This window comes from Photobacterium carnosum (assembly GCF_002849605.1).
GTDB classification, from domain to species: Bacteria; Pseudomonadota; Gammaproteobacteria; order Enterobacterales; family Vibrionaceae; genus Photobacterium; species Photobacterium carnosum.
Map to the genome: position 1 here is coordinate 1 of NZ_NPIB01000031.1, position 14,681 is coordinate 14,681.

Annotated in this window: 13 protein-coding genes, 2 tRNA genes and 2 rRNA genes; 11 read left to right on the plus strand and 6 right to left on the minus strand. The window is 40.6% G+C overall.

The genetic code is table 11. The features are described from left to right. The 6 genes from CIK00_RS18555 to CIK00_RS18580 form a co-directional block, all read left to right on the plus strand. A 23S ribosomal RNA gene (locus CIK00_RS18555) occupies window positions 1–80 on the plus strand; the annotation flags it as partial. Window positions 81–217: 137 nt separating this feature from the next. Further along, window positions 218–333, plus strand: a 5S ribosomal RNA gene (rrf, locus tag CIK00_RS18560). 70 nt (window positions 334–403) lie between these two features. After that, a tRNA-Asp gene (locus tag CIK00_RS18565) sits at window positions 404–480 on the plus strand. Window positions 481–517: 37 nt separating this feature from the next. Beyond that, window positions 518–594: transfer RNA gene (locus CIK00_RS18570), tRNA-Trp, on the plus strand. Between the two features lie 995 nt (window positions 595–1,589). Continuing rightward, window positions 1,590–1,925 carry a DUF1904 domain-containing protein gene (locus CIK00_RS18575; protein WP_101770103.1) on the plus strand — a complete coding sequence of 112 codons (336 nt, stop codon included), beginning with the start codon at window positions 1,590–1,592 and terminating at the stop codon, window positions 1,923–1,925. Window positions 1,926–2,021: 96 nt separating this feature from the next. Next, window positions 2,022–2,888, plus strand: coding sequence for an endonuclease/exonuclease/phosphatase family protein (locus CIK00_RS18580; protein ID WP_101770104.1), 867 nt, complete (start codon window positions 2,022–2,024; stop codon window positions 2,886–2,888). Here the strand turns inward: CIK00_RS18580 and CIK00_RS18585 are convergent. From CIK00_RS18585 to gloB, 4 genes are all read right to left on the minus strand, one after another. After that, complete coding sequence (locus CIK00_RS18585) at window positions 2,885–3,574, minus strand: Yip1 family protein (protein ID WP_101770105.1); 690 nt, start codon at window positions 3,572–3,574, stop codon at window positions 2,885–2,887. The genes CIK00_RS18580 and CIK00_RS18585 overlap by 4 nt on opposite strands. Beyond that, a complete protein-coding gene (locus CIK00_RS18590) occupies window positions 3,571–4,890 on the minus strand; it encodes a lytic transglycosylase (RefSeq protein WP_233426580.1) in 1,320 nt (439 codons plus the stop codon). The genes CIK00_RS18585 and CIK00_RS18590 overlap by 4 nt, the downstream gene beginning before the upstream one ends. Continuing rightward, entirely contained in the window at window positions 4,891–5,121 is a 231-nt protein-coding gene (locus CIK00_RS21575; protein WP_233426577.1) for a hypothetical protein, read from the minus strand. 71 nt (window positions 5,122–5,192) lie between these two features. Beyond that, a complete protein-coding gene (gloB, locus tag CIK00_RS18595; RefSeq protein WP_101770106.1) occupies window positions 5,193–5,951 on the minus strand; it encodes a hydroxyacylglutathione hydrolase in 759 nt (252 codons plus the stop codon). A gap of 41 nt (window positions 5,952–5,992) precedes the next feature. On the opposite strand from gloB, the gene CIK00_RS18600 reads away from it, so the two are divergent. Beyond that, window positions 5,993–6,751: a methyltransferase domain-containing protein gene (locus CIK00_RS18600; RefSeq protein ID WP_101770107.1), complete on the plus strand. Its 759-nt coding sequence runs from the start codon at window positions 5,993–5,995 to the stop codon at window positions 6,749–6,751. An 8-nt stretch (window positions 6,752–6,759) separates the two neighbouring features. Here the strand turns inward: CIK00_RS18600 and rnhA are convergent, their stop codons facing one another. Further along, window positions 6,760–7,224, minus strand: coding sequence for a ribonuclease HI (gene rnhA / locus CIK00_RS18605; protein ID WP_101770108.1), 465 nt, complete (start codon window positions 7,222–7,224; stop codon window positions 6,760–6,762). Between the two features lie 51 nt (window positions 7,225–7,275). Between rnhA and dnaQ the strand changes: the two genes are divergently transcribed. Beyond that, window positions 7,276–7,995, plus strand: a complete 720-nt coding sequence (dnaQ, locus tag CIK00_RS18610; protein ID WP_101770109.1) for a DNA polymerase III subunit epsilon — start codon at window positions 7,276–7,278, stop codon at window positions 7,993–7,995. 58 nt (window positions 7,996–8,053) lie between these two features. Next, window positions 8,054–9,238, plus strand: a complete 1,185-nt coding sequence (locus tag CIK00_RS18615; protein WP_101770110.1) for a TIGR03503 family protein — start codon at window positions 8,054–8,056, stop codon at window positions 9,236–9,238. 52 nt (window positions 9,239–9,290) lie between these two features. On the opposite strand, the gene fadE is transcribed toward CIK00_RS18615, so the two are convergent. Then, window positions 9,291–11,744 carry an acyl-CoA dehydrogenase FadE gene (gene fadE / locus CIK00_RS18620; RefSeq protein WP_101770111.1) on the minus strand — a complete coding sequence of 818 codons (2,454 nt, stop codon included), beginning with the start codon at window positions 11,742–11,744 and terminating at the stop codon, window positions 9,291–9,293. A 491-nt stretch (window positions 11,745–12,235) separates the two neighbouring features. On the opposite strand from fadE, the gene dauA reads away from it, so the two are divergent. Together dauA and lpcA are read left to right on the plus strand one after the other, a co-directional pair. Further along, window positions 12,236–13,927 carry a C4-dicarboxylic acid transporter DauA gene (gene dauA, locus CIK00_RS18625; protein ID WP_232577947.1) on the plus strand — a complete coding sequence of 564 codons (1,692 nt, stop codon included), beginning with the start codon at window positions 12,236–12,238 and terminating at the stop codon, window positions 13,925–13,927. A gap of 101 nt (window positions 13,928–14,028) precedes the next feature. Then, a complete protein-coding gene (gene lpcA, locus CIK00_RS18630; RefSeq protein WP_101770113.1) occupies window positions 14,029–14,607 on the plus strand; it encodes a D-sedoheptulose 7-phosphate isomerase in 579 nt (192 codons plus the stop codon). The last annotated feature ends 74 nt before the right edge of the window (window positions 14,608–14,681 follow it).

Below are 14,681 nucleotides of genomic sequence, written 5' to 3' on the forward strand. Positions count from 1 at the left end.
TACAACGTTGATAGGTCAGGTGTGTAAGTGCTGCGAGGCATTGAGCTAACTGATACTAATTGCCCGTGAGGCTTAACCATACAACACCCAAGGGGTTTTTCTTCTCTAAAGAGAAGAGACGGACTCTGCAAACGCTTGAATGAGTGTGAGAACAACTAGTCAGATTTTTCCCAGATTGCTATTTATTGCCATAAGGCGATAAATAAAACAGAATTTGCTTGGCGACCATAGCGTTATGGACCCACCTGATCCCATGCCGAACTCAGTAGTGAAACGTAATAGCGCCGATGGTAGTGTGGGGTCTCCCCATGTGAGAGTAGGACATCGCCAGGCTTCAATTTCGTTTTTATCTTTTTATAAAGGTAGAGACAAACAAGTTGCATTTATGCTGAATAGACACTGCGGAGTGGTAGTTCAGTTGGTTAGAATACCGGCCTGTCACGCCGGGGGTCGCGGGTTCGAATCCCGTCCACTCCGCCATTTATTTAAGACACAGTTAAGTCTTTAAAACAACTACAGGGGTGTAGCTCCAACTGGCAGAGCAGCGGATTCCAAATCCGCGTGTTGGGAGTTCGAATCTCTCCACCCCTGCCATATTAAAGAAGGCTCATATCGAAAGATATGAGCCTTTTTGCTATATGTAATTTATGAATATAGTTCTTACTGGCAGAACAGTAGATTCCGCCATTCCGAAAATCAGCGCGTGTTGGTCGTTCGAACCTCGTAACTCCTGCCATATTCAAGAAAGCCTCGACAGTAATGTGAGGCTTTTTTACGTTTGTATTATTATGATCGAGTGTGTGGAATGTTAACGGACAGAGCAGCGGATTCGCCATTCCGAAAATCAGCGCGTGTTGGGAGTTCGAGTATCGTAACTCCTGCCATCTTCAAGAAAGCCTCGACAGTAATGTCGGGGCTTTTTTACGTTTGTATTATTATGATCGAGTGGGTGTAGCGTTAACTGGCAGAGCCGTGGATTCGCCATACCGAAAATCAGCGCGTGTTGGTCGTTCGAACTTTGTAACTCCTGCCTTGTTCAAGAAAGCCTCGACAGCAATGTCGGGGCTTTTTTACGTTTGTATTATTATGATCGAGTGGGTGTAGCGTTAACTGGCAGAGCCGCGGATTCTCCATACCGAAAATCAGCGCGTGTTGAGCGTTCGGGTATCGTAACTCCTGCCATATTCAAGAAAGCCTCGATATTAATGTCGGGGCTTTTTTACGTCTGTATTATTGTAATAGATTAGGTGTGGTCGTAATTGGCAGAGCAGTGGATTCGTTATACCGAAAATCAGCGCATATTGAGAGTTCGAACCTTGTAACTTCTGCCATATTCAAGAAAGCCTCGATATTAATGTGAGGATTTTTTACGTCTATATAATTTAGATCAACAACAACTAACAAATCAGCGGATTCGCCATTCCGAAAATCAGCGCGTGTTAGACGTCTGAATATCGTAACTCTTTTTATTACAATCATATTCAAATTTTTATTTAACAATAAATAGGGTTATAGATAATAAAAATTCGAGATAGGGTGATGTTAAGTGGTAATGTAGTAGAGTAAATAGTCAAATTTTTGGAGTTTTTATGCCACATCTTCGTTTTCGTGCGATTGCATTTGATACCGTAAAACATCTATCAACAGCATTAGTTGATGATTTACAGCCATTAATGAAATGTCATCGTGAAGATTTCACATTAGAGCATATTCCAGCCTCATTTATTTTTGACGGTGAAGTGTCTGATGCTTACCCGTTTGTTGAGGTATTTTGGTTTGATCGTGGTCAAGAGGCTCAAGATCGTGTTGCTGCAGTGATTACTGCGGCTATAAGGACTGCGGTTGCCGATAATAATCAAGATGTAGCCGTTATTTTTACCGCGCTGACACCTTCCGCATATTACGATAATGGTCAGCATTATTAATCTGCCGTTATTCCCATCTTGGTTTTATTATTTTTAATTTTATGATGACATTAGCCCATTAATCTAATGGGCTAAGTTGTCTGTGTAGGCGCTATTATGGCACGTAGAACAAAAACAAAAGTGGTTGCTGGTTTAGGTGTTGTGGCGGGCGCGTTGGGGTTCGGGGCGTTTAATTCATCATTTGATGTAACAATGCAACCTGAAGTGACCAATGAAGTTTTTGCCCCACATTTTACTTACCGTTGTATTGAAAGTGAAATTGCGCCACCGCTAGATGATAATGGTGTACTTACGGTTGCAGTATGGAATATCTATAAGCAGCAACGCCCTAATTGGCGTCAAGCATTAGAAGAATTTACTCAACAAAGTGATTTGGTGTTATTGCAAGAGGCGAGTTTAAATACCGATCTCAAAAACTATTTAGATGCAAATCATTGGCAAGTGAGAATGGCTAATGCGTTTCGTTTTCTTGATACACCTGCAGGAGTGATGAATTTATCGCGAGTATCTTCACGTCAAACATGTGCTTATCTGGCGATGGAGCCATGGTTACGTTTGCCAAAATCAGCGCTCTTATCGCAATTTACATTATCTGATGGTCAAACTCTTGCGGTAGTTAATCTTCATGGGGTTAATTTTGCCATTGGTTTAAATGAATATAAGCAGCAATTAGACAGTTTAAAATCGGTTTTAGAACAGCACCAAGGACCGATTATATTAGCGGGTGATTTTAATACTTGGCGTAAAGCGCGAATTAAAGTCGTTCGAGCTTTTGCGCATTCGCTGGGATTAAAAGAGGTGCAATACCATAATGATCATAGAGTTAGAGTGCTAGGTAAGCCGCTTGATCATTTGTATTATCGTGAATTGCAGTTGGTAAAATCAGAAGCACCAAAAACAGATGCTTCTGATCATAATCCATTATTAGTGACGTTTAAATTAACGCACTCAGTGATGTACTAAGCTGAAATAATCAGTAACGGCCATACAATGAGTGTTAATACCCAAGGAAGCACTGCGACAACAATGGCTTTTGCACGGTCAAGATCCGTCCAGGCACTCACTGCTGCGTAAGTTAAGGCGATATACCATGGTGCTAATAACGGCATGGTAGTCGCTAGTGCTGCCCAGCGATTATTTAATGGTAATTTTAGAAGGCCATTAATACTATTTAAGTCTGCTGCATTAGGTAGAATACTATTGGTGTTAAACATAACATTAATATAACTGGCAATGTCACCAATAAAAGAGGGCAACATAATAAAACAAGCGGCGGCAAGCCATTTACCGTAGCTGTGTTGATGGTGGCTACTTTTAGTGGCTAACTTTAACCATAACGCCAGTACAAAAATCACTGCTGTTCGGCCAGTGATATCACTAAAAACTTCACCTGCAAGTAATACTTCGCGCGTTAACCAAGTCTGTTGTGCATTGTCACCAATATTACCTAGTTGGGCCTGTATTGCTTGTTGCAGCCATGGCATATCAACATGGTTAAAGTAACTGCCCCATAAAATGAATGAACCTAAAATAATCATTAAATAAGGTAAAATTGCCCATTTCGGTCGTTCATAGATAGCCGCAAAGCATTCTATTGGTGAACGAAAAAGATCGATAACCGCGACAATCGGGTTTTTAGATGGTGTCATGCTTGTACCTTACGACGATCAATCACTAATTTTAGCTGTTGACCTTGTTTAATATATTTATTGTTAGCCAGATTATTCCATTTTTTAATCTCAGCAACAGAAATATCATAACGTTGAGCGATGACACTTAAACTATCCCCATTTTGTACTTTGTAATGGATCGTTTTGTGGTTAGCGGCAGTTTTCTTTGATGTTGTCGATACATTTAAGCGCTGCCCTTGGTGTAATACGGTATTTTTACTTAGGCTGTTAAGTTGTTTAAGCTTTGCGACGCTAGTTTTGTATTTATGGGCAATGTTCCATAAATTATCGCCTGACTGCACCACATAATGCTGTACTTCCATATGGGTAGCGACACGGTGTTGACGATTGACCAATGAGATTGGTGAGGCCGGAATTGTCAGTGATTGGCCAATACGAATATTGGTAGTTTTAAGTTTATTCACTTTTTGAATTGTTTTAATATTGCTGTGGTAACGTTTTGCAATTAACCCTAGGCTTTCACCTGATTTAACACGGTGATGATGAGTGATCATACTCGCGTTACGGTTTTGTGCTAATTCACGTCTAAAGTGCTTCACTTTATTGATTGGTAATAATAAATGATTAAGACCATTAGGGGCTGTCACACCACGACGATAAGCTGGGTTTAAATCTTTTAATTCACGAGTGCTAATACCTGCAAATTCTGCGGCAATGGTAAGATTCATTTGTACGCCAGGTTTAACGATAGCGATAACGGGCTTATTACTGATGGGTTCGATGTGGAAACCGTATTTTTTAGGGTGCATGATAATATCAGCAACCGCATACAGTTTCGGCACATAACTGCTGGTTTCATTAGGTAAATCAAGATTCCAATAATCGGTTGGTTTACCTGCGGCTTTGTTTTTACGGATAGCACTAAAAACACGGCCTTCGCCAGTATTATAAGCCGCTAATGCTTGTTGCCAGTTACCATCAAATTTCTTATTTAAATACTCAAGTAGATTAAGTGCAGCAGTAGTAGATTTAACAACATCACGACGGCCGTCATACCAACTATTTTGTTTTAAGCCAAAACGACGACCCGTATCAGGAATTATTTGCCATAGGCCTGCAGCGGCCATGTTTGAGTATGCATGCGGATCAAATGAGCTTTCTACAATAGGTAAAAGAGCCAGTTCTAGCGGCATACCTCGTTTTTCAACTTGTTCCGTGATGTAGTACAGGAAAGGTTGAGCACGTTGAGCAATAATTTCAAGATTGCGCGGGTTATTTAAATACCAGTTACGGTAATATTGAACGCGCTTGTTGTTCGGAATTTTAGTGGTGATCTACATCGCGATGCGATCCCATACATCTTGCTGCTGTTGAGGTGTTAGTTGAGCCACAACAGGTTGTGTTTTTTTAATGATAGGAACAATGGGTACTACAGTTTCAACTGGAGTATTAGTTGGTTGCTCAACGACAGTTTTTGATTGGTTAGTATCGGCCTGCGTTGTCTCTTTTGTCGTCTGACAACCTGCGATAACAAGCACACTTGCTAAAAGAATTTTGAATTTCATGACAGTCGTTTGTAGCCAAAATGGTTGGTGATAATACTTGCCCAACCACCTTGGTTACAAGGGGAGAAACGTTAAAATTCGTCTTTCCAACGTCGAAGTGCCGCAAATGTTTCAATATCTGAGTTATCGTACGCTTTATCAGCAACTGAGCGTTTAATACTTGGCTGATCACAACGTAAAAAAGGGTTAATAAGTTTTTCATTATGAAGAGTGGTCGGTAAGGTACTTTGACCGTTTGCACGTAGACGATTAACTTGATCACGATAATGTTGTAAGTGAGCATTATCTTGTTCTGCAACTAATGCAAAAGCAAGGTTCCCTGCTGTGTATTCGTGAGCACAATAGATGTTAGTTTCATCCGGTAATGAAGCTATCTTTTGTAGTGAATGAAACATTTGTGCTGGTGTACCTTCAAAAATACGACCACAGCCTGCAGAGAATAATGTATCACCGCAAAATAGTTTTTCATCACCGACATAAGCAACATGACCTAAAGTATGTCCAGGGACACTAAGCACCATAAAGCGTTCACCAAAGATATCAACTTGATCGCCATCTTCGACAGGACGAGTGATACCAGGAATTGGCTCATCATTGGGACCAACAACTTTTATGGCAGGGAAGCGACGTTTTAATTCACTAATGCCACCGACATGATCATGATGATGGTGAGTAATCAGAATTGCATCTAGAATTAAATTATCTTTTTCTATTGCCTCAAGAACCGGCGTGGCATCCCCTGGATCAACAACGACACAATGATTGTCTGGGTTTTGAATCAGCCAGATGTAATTGTCTTTAAATGCGGGTATGCTTTTAACAGTTAACATGAATTTTGTCTCCAGCCCTATCAGGTGTTGAGCAGTATCTTATGAAGCCAGCGCGTACAGTAACACACATTGAAGTTCCTTATACATGGTCGAATGTGATCAATGGTGAATGGGTAGCAGAATTACTACAGGCGCGACTCGACGAGTGGTGTCCTAAACTATTTGGCTACCATATGTTAAAGCTTGGCGGCCTCAGTGCAGAGCTGACCAGTAGTCATTGTAATATTCAACATCAAATTAGTGTTGATAAATTCAGTCCTAAACGAACTATTACGGCTGATGCGTTAGAGTTACCTTTTATTGAAAAATCATTTGATGCCTGTTTATTAATGCATCAATTAGATTATGCCGTTGATCCTCATGGATTATTGCGTGAAATTGATCGCGTGATGGTTGATGATGGTTACTTAGTGTTAAGTGGTAATAATCCTCTTAGCCTACTAGGTTTACGAGGACTATTGCCTTGGAATCGTAATCATGCGCCGTGGACAGGGAAAATGTATTTATCGTTTCGTATCAATGATTGGTTACGATTATTAAATTATGAAGTGGTATACCAAGAAACATTTGCTATTGTACCGGCGACTCGGCATCTTGCCTGTGCCGCATGGCTTGAGCATGTTTTATCGGAACCGTTATCTGCGGTGGGTAGTTTATATTTTATTGTGGCGCGTAAACGTACTTGCCCATTGAAATTGATCAAACCAACGTGGAAATTACGGCGTCAATTAGCGCCGCTACGTATTAATTGTCGTACTCAAGCTGAAGAAATAGAAACTAAAGCCCCGCCACGTTTATAAACCTAGGTTTAGTTTGGTTGGTAACCAGTATCTGCTTGAGTGGGATTTTCAGCGCCTGTACGCGCTAAAATATCACAACGTTCATTTTCCGGGTGTCCAGCATGACCTTTAACCCAATGCCATTGAACTTGATGACGTTGCGTTTCTTGATCAAGCTGTTGCCAAAGATCGGCATTCTTTACGGGTTTCTTATCCGTAGTTTGCCAACCTCGCTTTTTCCAATTATGGATCCATTGCGTAATTCCCTGACGCACATATTGACTGTCAGTGGTAAGATCAACGCTGCATGGTTGTTTTAAACTTGCAAGTCCCATAATAGCGGCAAGCAGTTCCATGCGGTTATTGGTGGTCATTAAATAGCCACCACTAAGCTCTTTTTCGTGTTGTTTATATCTTAATACCGTGCCATAGCCGCCGGGACCAGGATTACCTAGACACGAACCATCGGTGAAAATTTCTACCTGCTTTATCATAGTGGGTAGTTTTGCCTTAGATAAAAACTTAAGTTTGACATATTAGCGACTATGAAAGCCACAAACCAACGCATTATTGTATTTGATACAGAAACAACGGGTATGAACAAGGCCGGCCCTCATTATGAAGGCCATGGTATTGTCGAAATCGGTGCAGTTGAGATCATTGATCGAAAATTAACCGGTAATTCGTTCCATGTTTATATCAAGCCTGATCGAACTATCGATCCAGAAGCTATTGCTGTTCACGGTATTACCGATGAATTCTTACGTGATAAGCCAGTGTATGCTGATATTCATCAAGAGTTTATGGATTTTATTGATGGAGCAGAACTTGTCGCACATAACGCGTCGTTTGATACCGGTTTTATGGATTATGAATTCCATAAAATGGGCGCAAACATCGCGAAAATAGAAGATATTTGCCACGTTACCGATACGCTAGCCATGGCCAAAAGGCTGTTTCCTGGTAAACGTAACAATCTTGATATCTTATGTTCACGTTATGGTATTGATAATTCTCATCGAACCTTGCACGGCGCATTACTCGATGCTGAGATCCTAGCTGACGTTTATTTGATGATGACCGGTGGTCAAACGTCATTACGTTTAAGCAGTGGCAATGATTCAACAACTGAGAGCAGTATTCGACATCTGGGCAATAACCGAAAAGTATTAAAGGTTATTCATGCAACGGCCGATGAACTAACAGCACATCAAGATAGGCTTGATTTGATTGGTAAAAAGGCAGACGTTATCTGGCGTCTTTAGAGGCATTATATTGCGGCGATTATGGTTACTTATTTTCTATGTTCCGCTTTGTGCTTGGATGCAAATATCGAGTGCTTGGGCGCAAACGGAGACGAGATTAACGTGGCTTGATAATCGCTTTCGCGTTGATCCGGCGATTGAGCAAATATCATTTATTGTTACACGTGAGCAACCGAGTCAATCGGTAGTTTTGGTTGCTCCCGATGGACGAAAGTATTATGCAAATCGTCATTCTAAGACAATGTCGTGGTATACCGATAATGGGATGGATATTGTTTCGATTAACCATCCCATGGCTGGGCCGTGGCAAGCGTTAGGTAAAGTGTCAGCTAATAATGGCATTAGGTTTATTTCTAATATTCAACTACAAGCTGAAACATTACCCTCCCAATTGTATCAAACGGAAGTATTAAAATTTAGTGCACAACTGACTCAAAATGAACAACCATTACTGTTACGTGATTTTTTAGATCGCGTGCAATTGAAGGTGATTTTTTATCCGCTGACATCCATATTATCGAATCAATCGAATCAATCGAATCAATCGAATGAATCTGCACCGATTGAGGTGGGACAATTTTCGGATGATGGCCAGAAGTATGATGAAGTCGCGGGTGATGGTATCTTTACTGTGGCACTGAATGTGGATGTTGAACCCGGTAAGTATCGCGTTGAAATTGCATCAATTAATGGGGTGTTTAAACGTGTAGTCGAGCAAACGGTGCTCGTTTATCCGACACCAATCATTACGTCATTTGTACAAAGTCATCAACCATTAACGCCGCATAGCGTTGACATTGAGACGAAAGCGGATCAAATACTTGCGGGGTCATTGGCTGCTTATCTTGTGGTTAAACAACCCCAGCAAAAGCCGACAATTATCCAACAAAGCTCTCACCTTCAACAATCACACTTAGTGCTCTCATGGCCTAATGATGGCCAGATAGGTAAAGCATGGTGGCGTGGTTGGGCTTATGTGACCGATTTATTGACTCAGCGAGAGTTGGTATTTCGTTTGCCTCAACAAAATTATACCCAAGTTGCTGCCGTCGCTGCTGATCTAAGTTCATCATTGGTTCAGCAACAATTAAAGCAGCAGTTAATTGTTCATCATGAACAGCAACAACAGCGGTTATTTTGGGTTGTCGTTACCAATATCGTCATCATTATTAGTGTGCTAGTGGTGTTATTGATATGGCGACGTAAACGAGTCGTTCAGAGTGATTTAATTGTGCCTAAATAAGTAAGTGATGATCAGAGACTTTTGCTTTTGAACGTCACAATAATGCGCTTATTTAAGCTGCACTATCAATTGAGGCTGTGGTTTGAAGCGGGTTAATCGCTAATTGTGCAGGATCAAAGTCATCAACATTAATGGTGTCTAACCGTCCTGCTTCTGCTCGGTGAAGTAATTGCGCTTCTTCGGTGGTGATGACGCCGAGTTCTAATCCTATTGCTGCAACCTTACCTAATTGCATGAACGGTAATAGTGTCTTCGCCGCTTGACAGACACGATCATAAATTGGTTCTGCTGCGAGAATATCAACTAGAGCGACTTCCATCATTCCAACTGCATTATTTGCTGTTGCTTCTAAAAATTGACCGCGACCAATACGATCTCGCGTAGCTGATGGCGTTTGAATTAAGTGTGCCAGTTGGTGATCTAATTCATCACTCGGTTGGCGGCGACGTAATCCCATCGGTAAAACAATGAATCTTAACCCACGAGCAATAGCTTTATTAGGGAAATTAGCTAAAAAGTTATCAATAGCAACTTCTGTTTGATAAAGCGCATCTTGTAATCCCCAGTGTACTAACGCGATGTCATCTTGTTGCTGACCTTCATCGGTATAACGTTTTAGTGTGGCTGAGGCTAAGTATAATTGACTTAATACATCACCTAAGCGGGCAGATAATCGCTCTTTACGTTTAAGTGAGCCACCCAATGTTGCCATTGATATATCGGCTAATAATGCGAGGTTTGCACTATAGCGATTCATTTGTTGATAATAGCGATAGGTTACATCTTTGTGGGGGGCTGATGAGCCTCGACCATCGGTTAAACCTAACCAAAAACTGCGTATTATATTGCTAAAAACAAACCCAATATGACTAAATACTGCATTATCAAAACGATCAAGTGCACGTTGTGGATCGTCGGTATAAGCGGCATTAATTTCATTAAGTACATAAGGGTGACAACGAATAGCGCCTTGCCCAAAAATGATCATTGAGCGGGTTAATATATTCGCGCCTTCAACGGTAACAGCAATAGGGGCACCTTGATAACTTCGAGCAAGAAAATTACGAGGCCCCATACAAATCCCTTTTCCTCCGACGATATCCATCGCATCAATAATGCTTCGTTGGCTACGATGGGTGCAGTGGTATTTAACGATGGCTGAAATAACCGAGGGCTTTTCACCTAAATCTATACCCGTGACGGTTAATGTTGTTGCGGCATCAAGTACATAAGCATTACCGACAATACGCGCTAAGGGTTCTTCAATGCCTTCCATTTTACCTATTGGTAATTTAAATTGACGACGAATACGCGCATAAGCACCGGTTGCCATTGCGGCTGTTTTTAAACCGCCGGTGGTGTTTGACGGTAAGGTGATACCTCGTCCAACAGACAAGCATTCAACTAACATTTTCCACCCTTGGCCAGCCATAGTTTGGCCTCCAATGATGAAGTCAATTGGAACGAATATTTTATCACCTTGGGTTGGACCATTTTGGAAGGGAATATTAAGTGGAAAGTGACGACGGCCAATCTGAACCCCATCAAGATCGGTTGGGATTAAGGCGCAGGTGATACCAAGATCCTTTTTTTGACCAAGTAAAAAATCGGGATCAAATAATTTAAAGGCTAAGCCTAACACGGTAGCGACTGGGGCTAAGGTGATGTAACGTTTATTCCATGTCAGCTCCATTCCCAGTATTTCTTCACCTTGCCAGATGCCTTTTTTGACGATACCAAAATCAGGAATAGATCCTGCGTCCGAACCAGCTTCTGGGCTAGTTAGAGCAAAACAAGGGATTTCATCACCCGCGGCTAGGCGTGGTAAGTAATAATCTTTTTGTGCTTCAGTGCCGTAGTGTTGTAATAACTCTCCTGGACCTAAAGAGTTTGGTACACCAACCGTTGAAGATAAGACCGCAGACACTCCGGTTAATTTTTGTAATACCAGAGATTGTGCATAAGCTGAAAACGCTAATCCGCCATATTGCTTTTTAATGATCATGGCAAAAAATTTATGCTGTTTAAGTTGCTGCCATACTTCAGGCGGCAGATCGGCGAGATCATGAGTGATATGGAAATCATTGACCATACGACAAATATCATTGACTGGACCCTCTAAAAAAGCGTGTTCTGCTGGCGTTAGGGTCGGAGCTTGAATGGCATGAAGTTTGTTCCAATCGGGGTTACCACTAAAAAGATCCGCTTCCCACCATACCGTACCTGCGTCAATTGCTTCTTTTTCGGTCTGTGACATTTGAGGTATGATTTTTTTAAAATGTTTCAGTGCTGATTGAGTAATAATTTTTTTACGTAAGATGGCAATATTTAGGGGGAGAGCAATCACGGTAAACGTTAACCAGCTAATAATTCCTGTAACATTTGCTAAGGTACCTAAGACTAATAATGCTGCAATAGTGACAGTGAAAATATGGCGAGATAGTCGGTGATAAGCAAGGATGCCAAGCACACAGATAAAGCTAATTAAGTATATAAATGTCAACATAGCGATTCTCCGTAATCATATAGCAGTACAGTGTATTGTATATAAAGAAGGTTCGTTCTTTGGTCATATTTTTAGCACAATATTGCGCGGTGTTTTTTTTAAGTATGGCGGTCTTTAAAATCAAGGTAAGAGGTCTAACCACTCACAATTGATTGTAAGTTATTTTTTAAATAAATGTAAAATATTTAATTGTTGAATCAATGGTGGATGAGAACGTAAAAAACACCAAAACAGCGGTTTTACTTGCATTGATCGAGATCATTAGTGAATTTATTTTCACTTGCGAATTATTAGTGAAGCGTTAACATATAGCACTATTGTGATACCGTTCACGTTATTAGAATTGTATGTTTTTTATACGGCCAATAAGTGAATGGTATTTCCGTTTGTTGCCTTTCCCGATTTCCGACTGACAGTTGCCCGCCGGACCCTCTTTCGGGTTGACATCAATGCCTATTTTTTTATGTGCAAATAAGCACAGGGGTTTTGTTGTGTTGATTTTTCAAGCTCTTTCTAAATCGTGGAAACAGGGATATACCCTTTCCAAGCTGCGTGCCGATTTAGTATCTGGTGTTACTGTTGGTATTGTGGCTATTCCATTAGGTATGGCATTATCAATCGCTGTTGGTGTTCCTCCTCAACATGGTTTGTATACTGTTATCGTCGCTGGTTTTTTAGCAGCGTTATTGGGTGGCTCACGGTTTAATATTACCGGTCCAACCGCGGCTTTCGTTGTAATATTATTGCCGATAACACAGAAATACGGTTTATCAGGATTAATGCTAGCGACCATGATGTCTGGTGTTATTTTACTACTGATGGGCATCTTTCGTTTGGGGCAATTGGTCACTTATGTGCCTTATCCTGTAACGACAGGTTTTACAGCTGGGATTGGTTTTGTTATTGCTTTTCTACAGCTAAAAGATCTACTTGGTTTGCATGTTTTAGGCAGTCCTATTCATTTTCCTGAAAAAGTGATGGCGTATTCACATGCGATCTCAACCACTAATTATGCCGATACATTGGTTGGTATTATTACGATTCTGACATTTATTGTCTGGGCAAAACTGAAAACCCGAATTCCACCCCATTTAGTTTCTTTATTAGTGGGTACAGTTTTAGCACTAGCTTTAAATCACTTTAGTCTTGAGCACGTAACGTTACTCGGTGAAAAATTCAGTTACACCATTGGTAATATTATTGGCCATGGTATTCCTCAAGAAGCACCACAGTTTTTACCACTATGGCAATCAAGTACTTTTAACTGGGCAACAATGATTGAGTTAATGCCATCAGCGTTAACGATTGCAATTTTAGGTTGTATAGAGTCTTTATTGTGTGCCGTAGTTGCTGACGGTATGACCAGTACTAAACATAATCCGAATGCGGAATTAGTTGGTCAAGGTATTGCGAACATCGTTGTACCATTCTTTGGTGGTATCCCTGCAACGGCGGCTATTGCTCGTACTGCGACCAATATTCGTTCTGGCGCTTTTTCTCCAATCTCTGGCATTATTCATGCGATTTTTGTTTTAGCTGCAATGTTAGTATTAGCACCTGTACTGTCTTATGTACCAATGAGTGCCTTAGCCGGTTTACTTATCATGGTGGCATGGAACATGTCAGAAGCACCACACTTTGTACACACATTAAAAGTGGCACCTCGTCGTGATGTTGCTGTTCTAATGACATGTTTTATTTTGACTGTTGCATTTGACATGGTTGTTGCGGTAATTGTTGGTTTATTATTAGCTGGCGTATTGTTTATTCAACGTATTGCAAGCTTAACCACGGTTACTATTACTGATGATAAACATCCGCACCTTAATTTCGGTAGTGATGTGGTGGTGTATGACATTAATGGTCCGTTATTTTTTGCTGCGAGCGAAAAAGCATTCTCTGTAATTGAGCATGCAACAATGGAAACACGTGCCGTTGTGCTTGATTTTAGCGATGTATCAACGATTGATATCACAGCTATTCATGCTTTTGAATCCGCATTGGATCGGTTATCTACTTTACCTGTATATTTGCTAGGGGTACTACCGCATGTTGAACGTAAATTGGAGCATGCAGGTGTATTTGAACTAACAAATCTTCATTTAGTGCAGTCAATTACGCAATTGCAGCAAATTTTAGTGGTTAATTCCGACAAAGCATCAGATCAAGAGTCGACACTGTAAGTTATTTGTATGTAAACTGCGATTATTGATGTATTACACCATCAAGCGAGCATATTGCTCGCTTGATTTGTATTTAATGGAAAACATTGAGAGAGCAGCTTATGTATAAAGATCTGATCCACAGCGAATTGACTGATGCCGCTGACGTCCTAAACCGTTTTTTAAATGATGATAAGAACTTAGCAGATATTGAAGCGGCGGCTAAATTGTTAGCTGATTCATTTAAGCAAGGTGGAAAAGTATTATCATGCGGTAATGGTGGTTCTCATTGTGATGCGATGCATTTTGCTGAAGAATTAACCGGTCGCTATCGAGATGATCGCCCAGGTTATCCTGGAATTGCAATTTCAGATCCGAGCCATCTATCTTGTGTCAGTAATGATTTTGGTTATGAATATGTATTTTCTCGCTATTTAGAAGCTGTCGGCGCTAAAGGCGATGTATTGTTTGGATTATCAACCTCAGGCAACTCTGCCAATATTCTGAAAGCAATTGAAGCGGCGCAAGCTAAGGGAATGAAGACTATCGCCTTAACAGGTAAAGATGGCGGCAAAATGGCAGGATTAGCGGATGTTGAAATTCGAGTTCCACATTTTGGTTATGCCGATCGCATTCAAGAAATTCATATTAAAATTATTCATATTTTAATTATGTTAGTTGAAAAAGAAATGGAAAAATAATCGTCGATTGGTTATAAATAAATCAAATAATAACAATGATTATTGATCTTTAAATAAGCATGATTCAGCAAAAA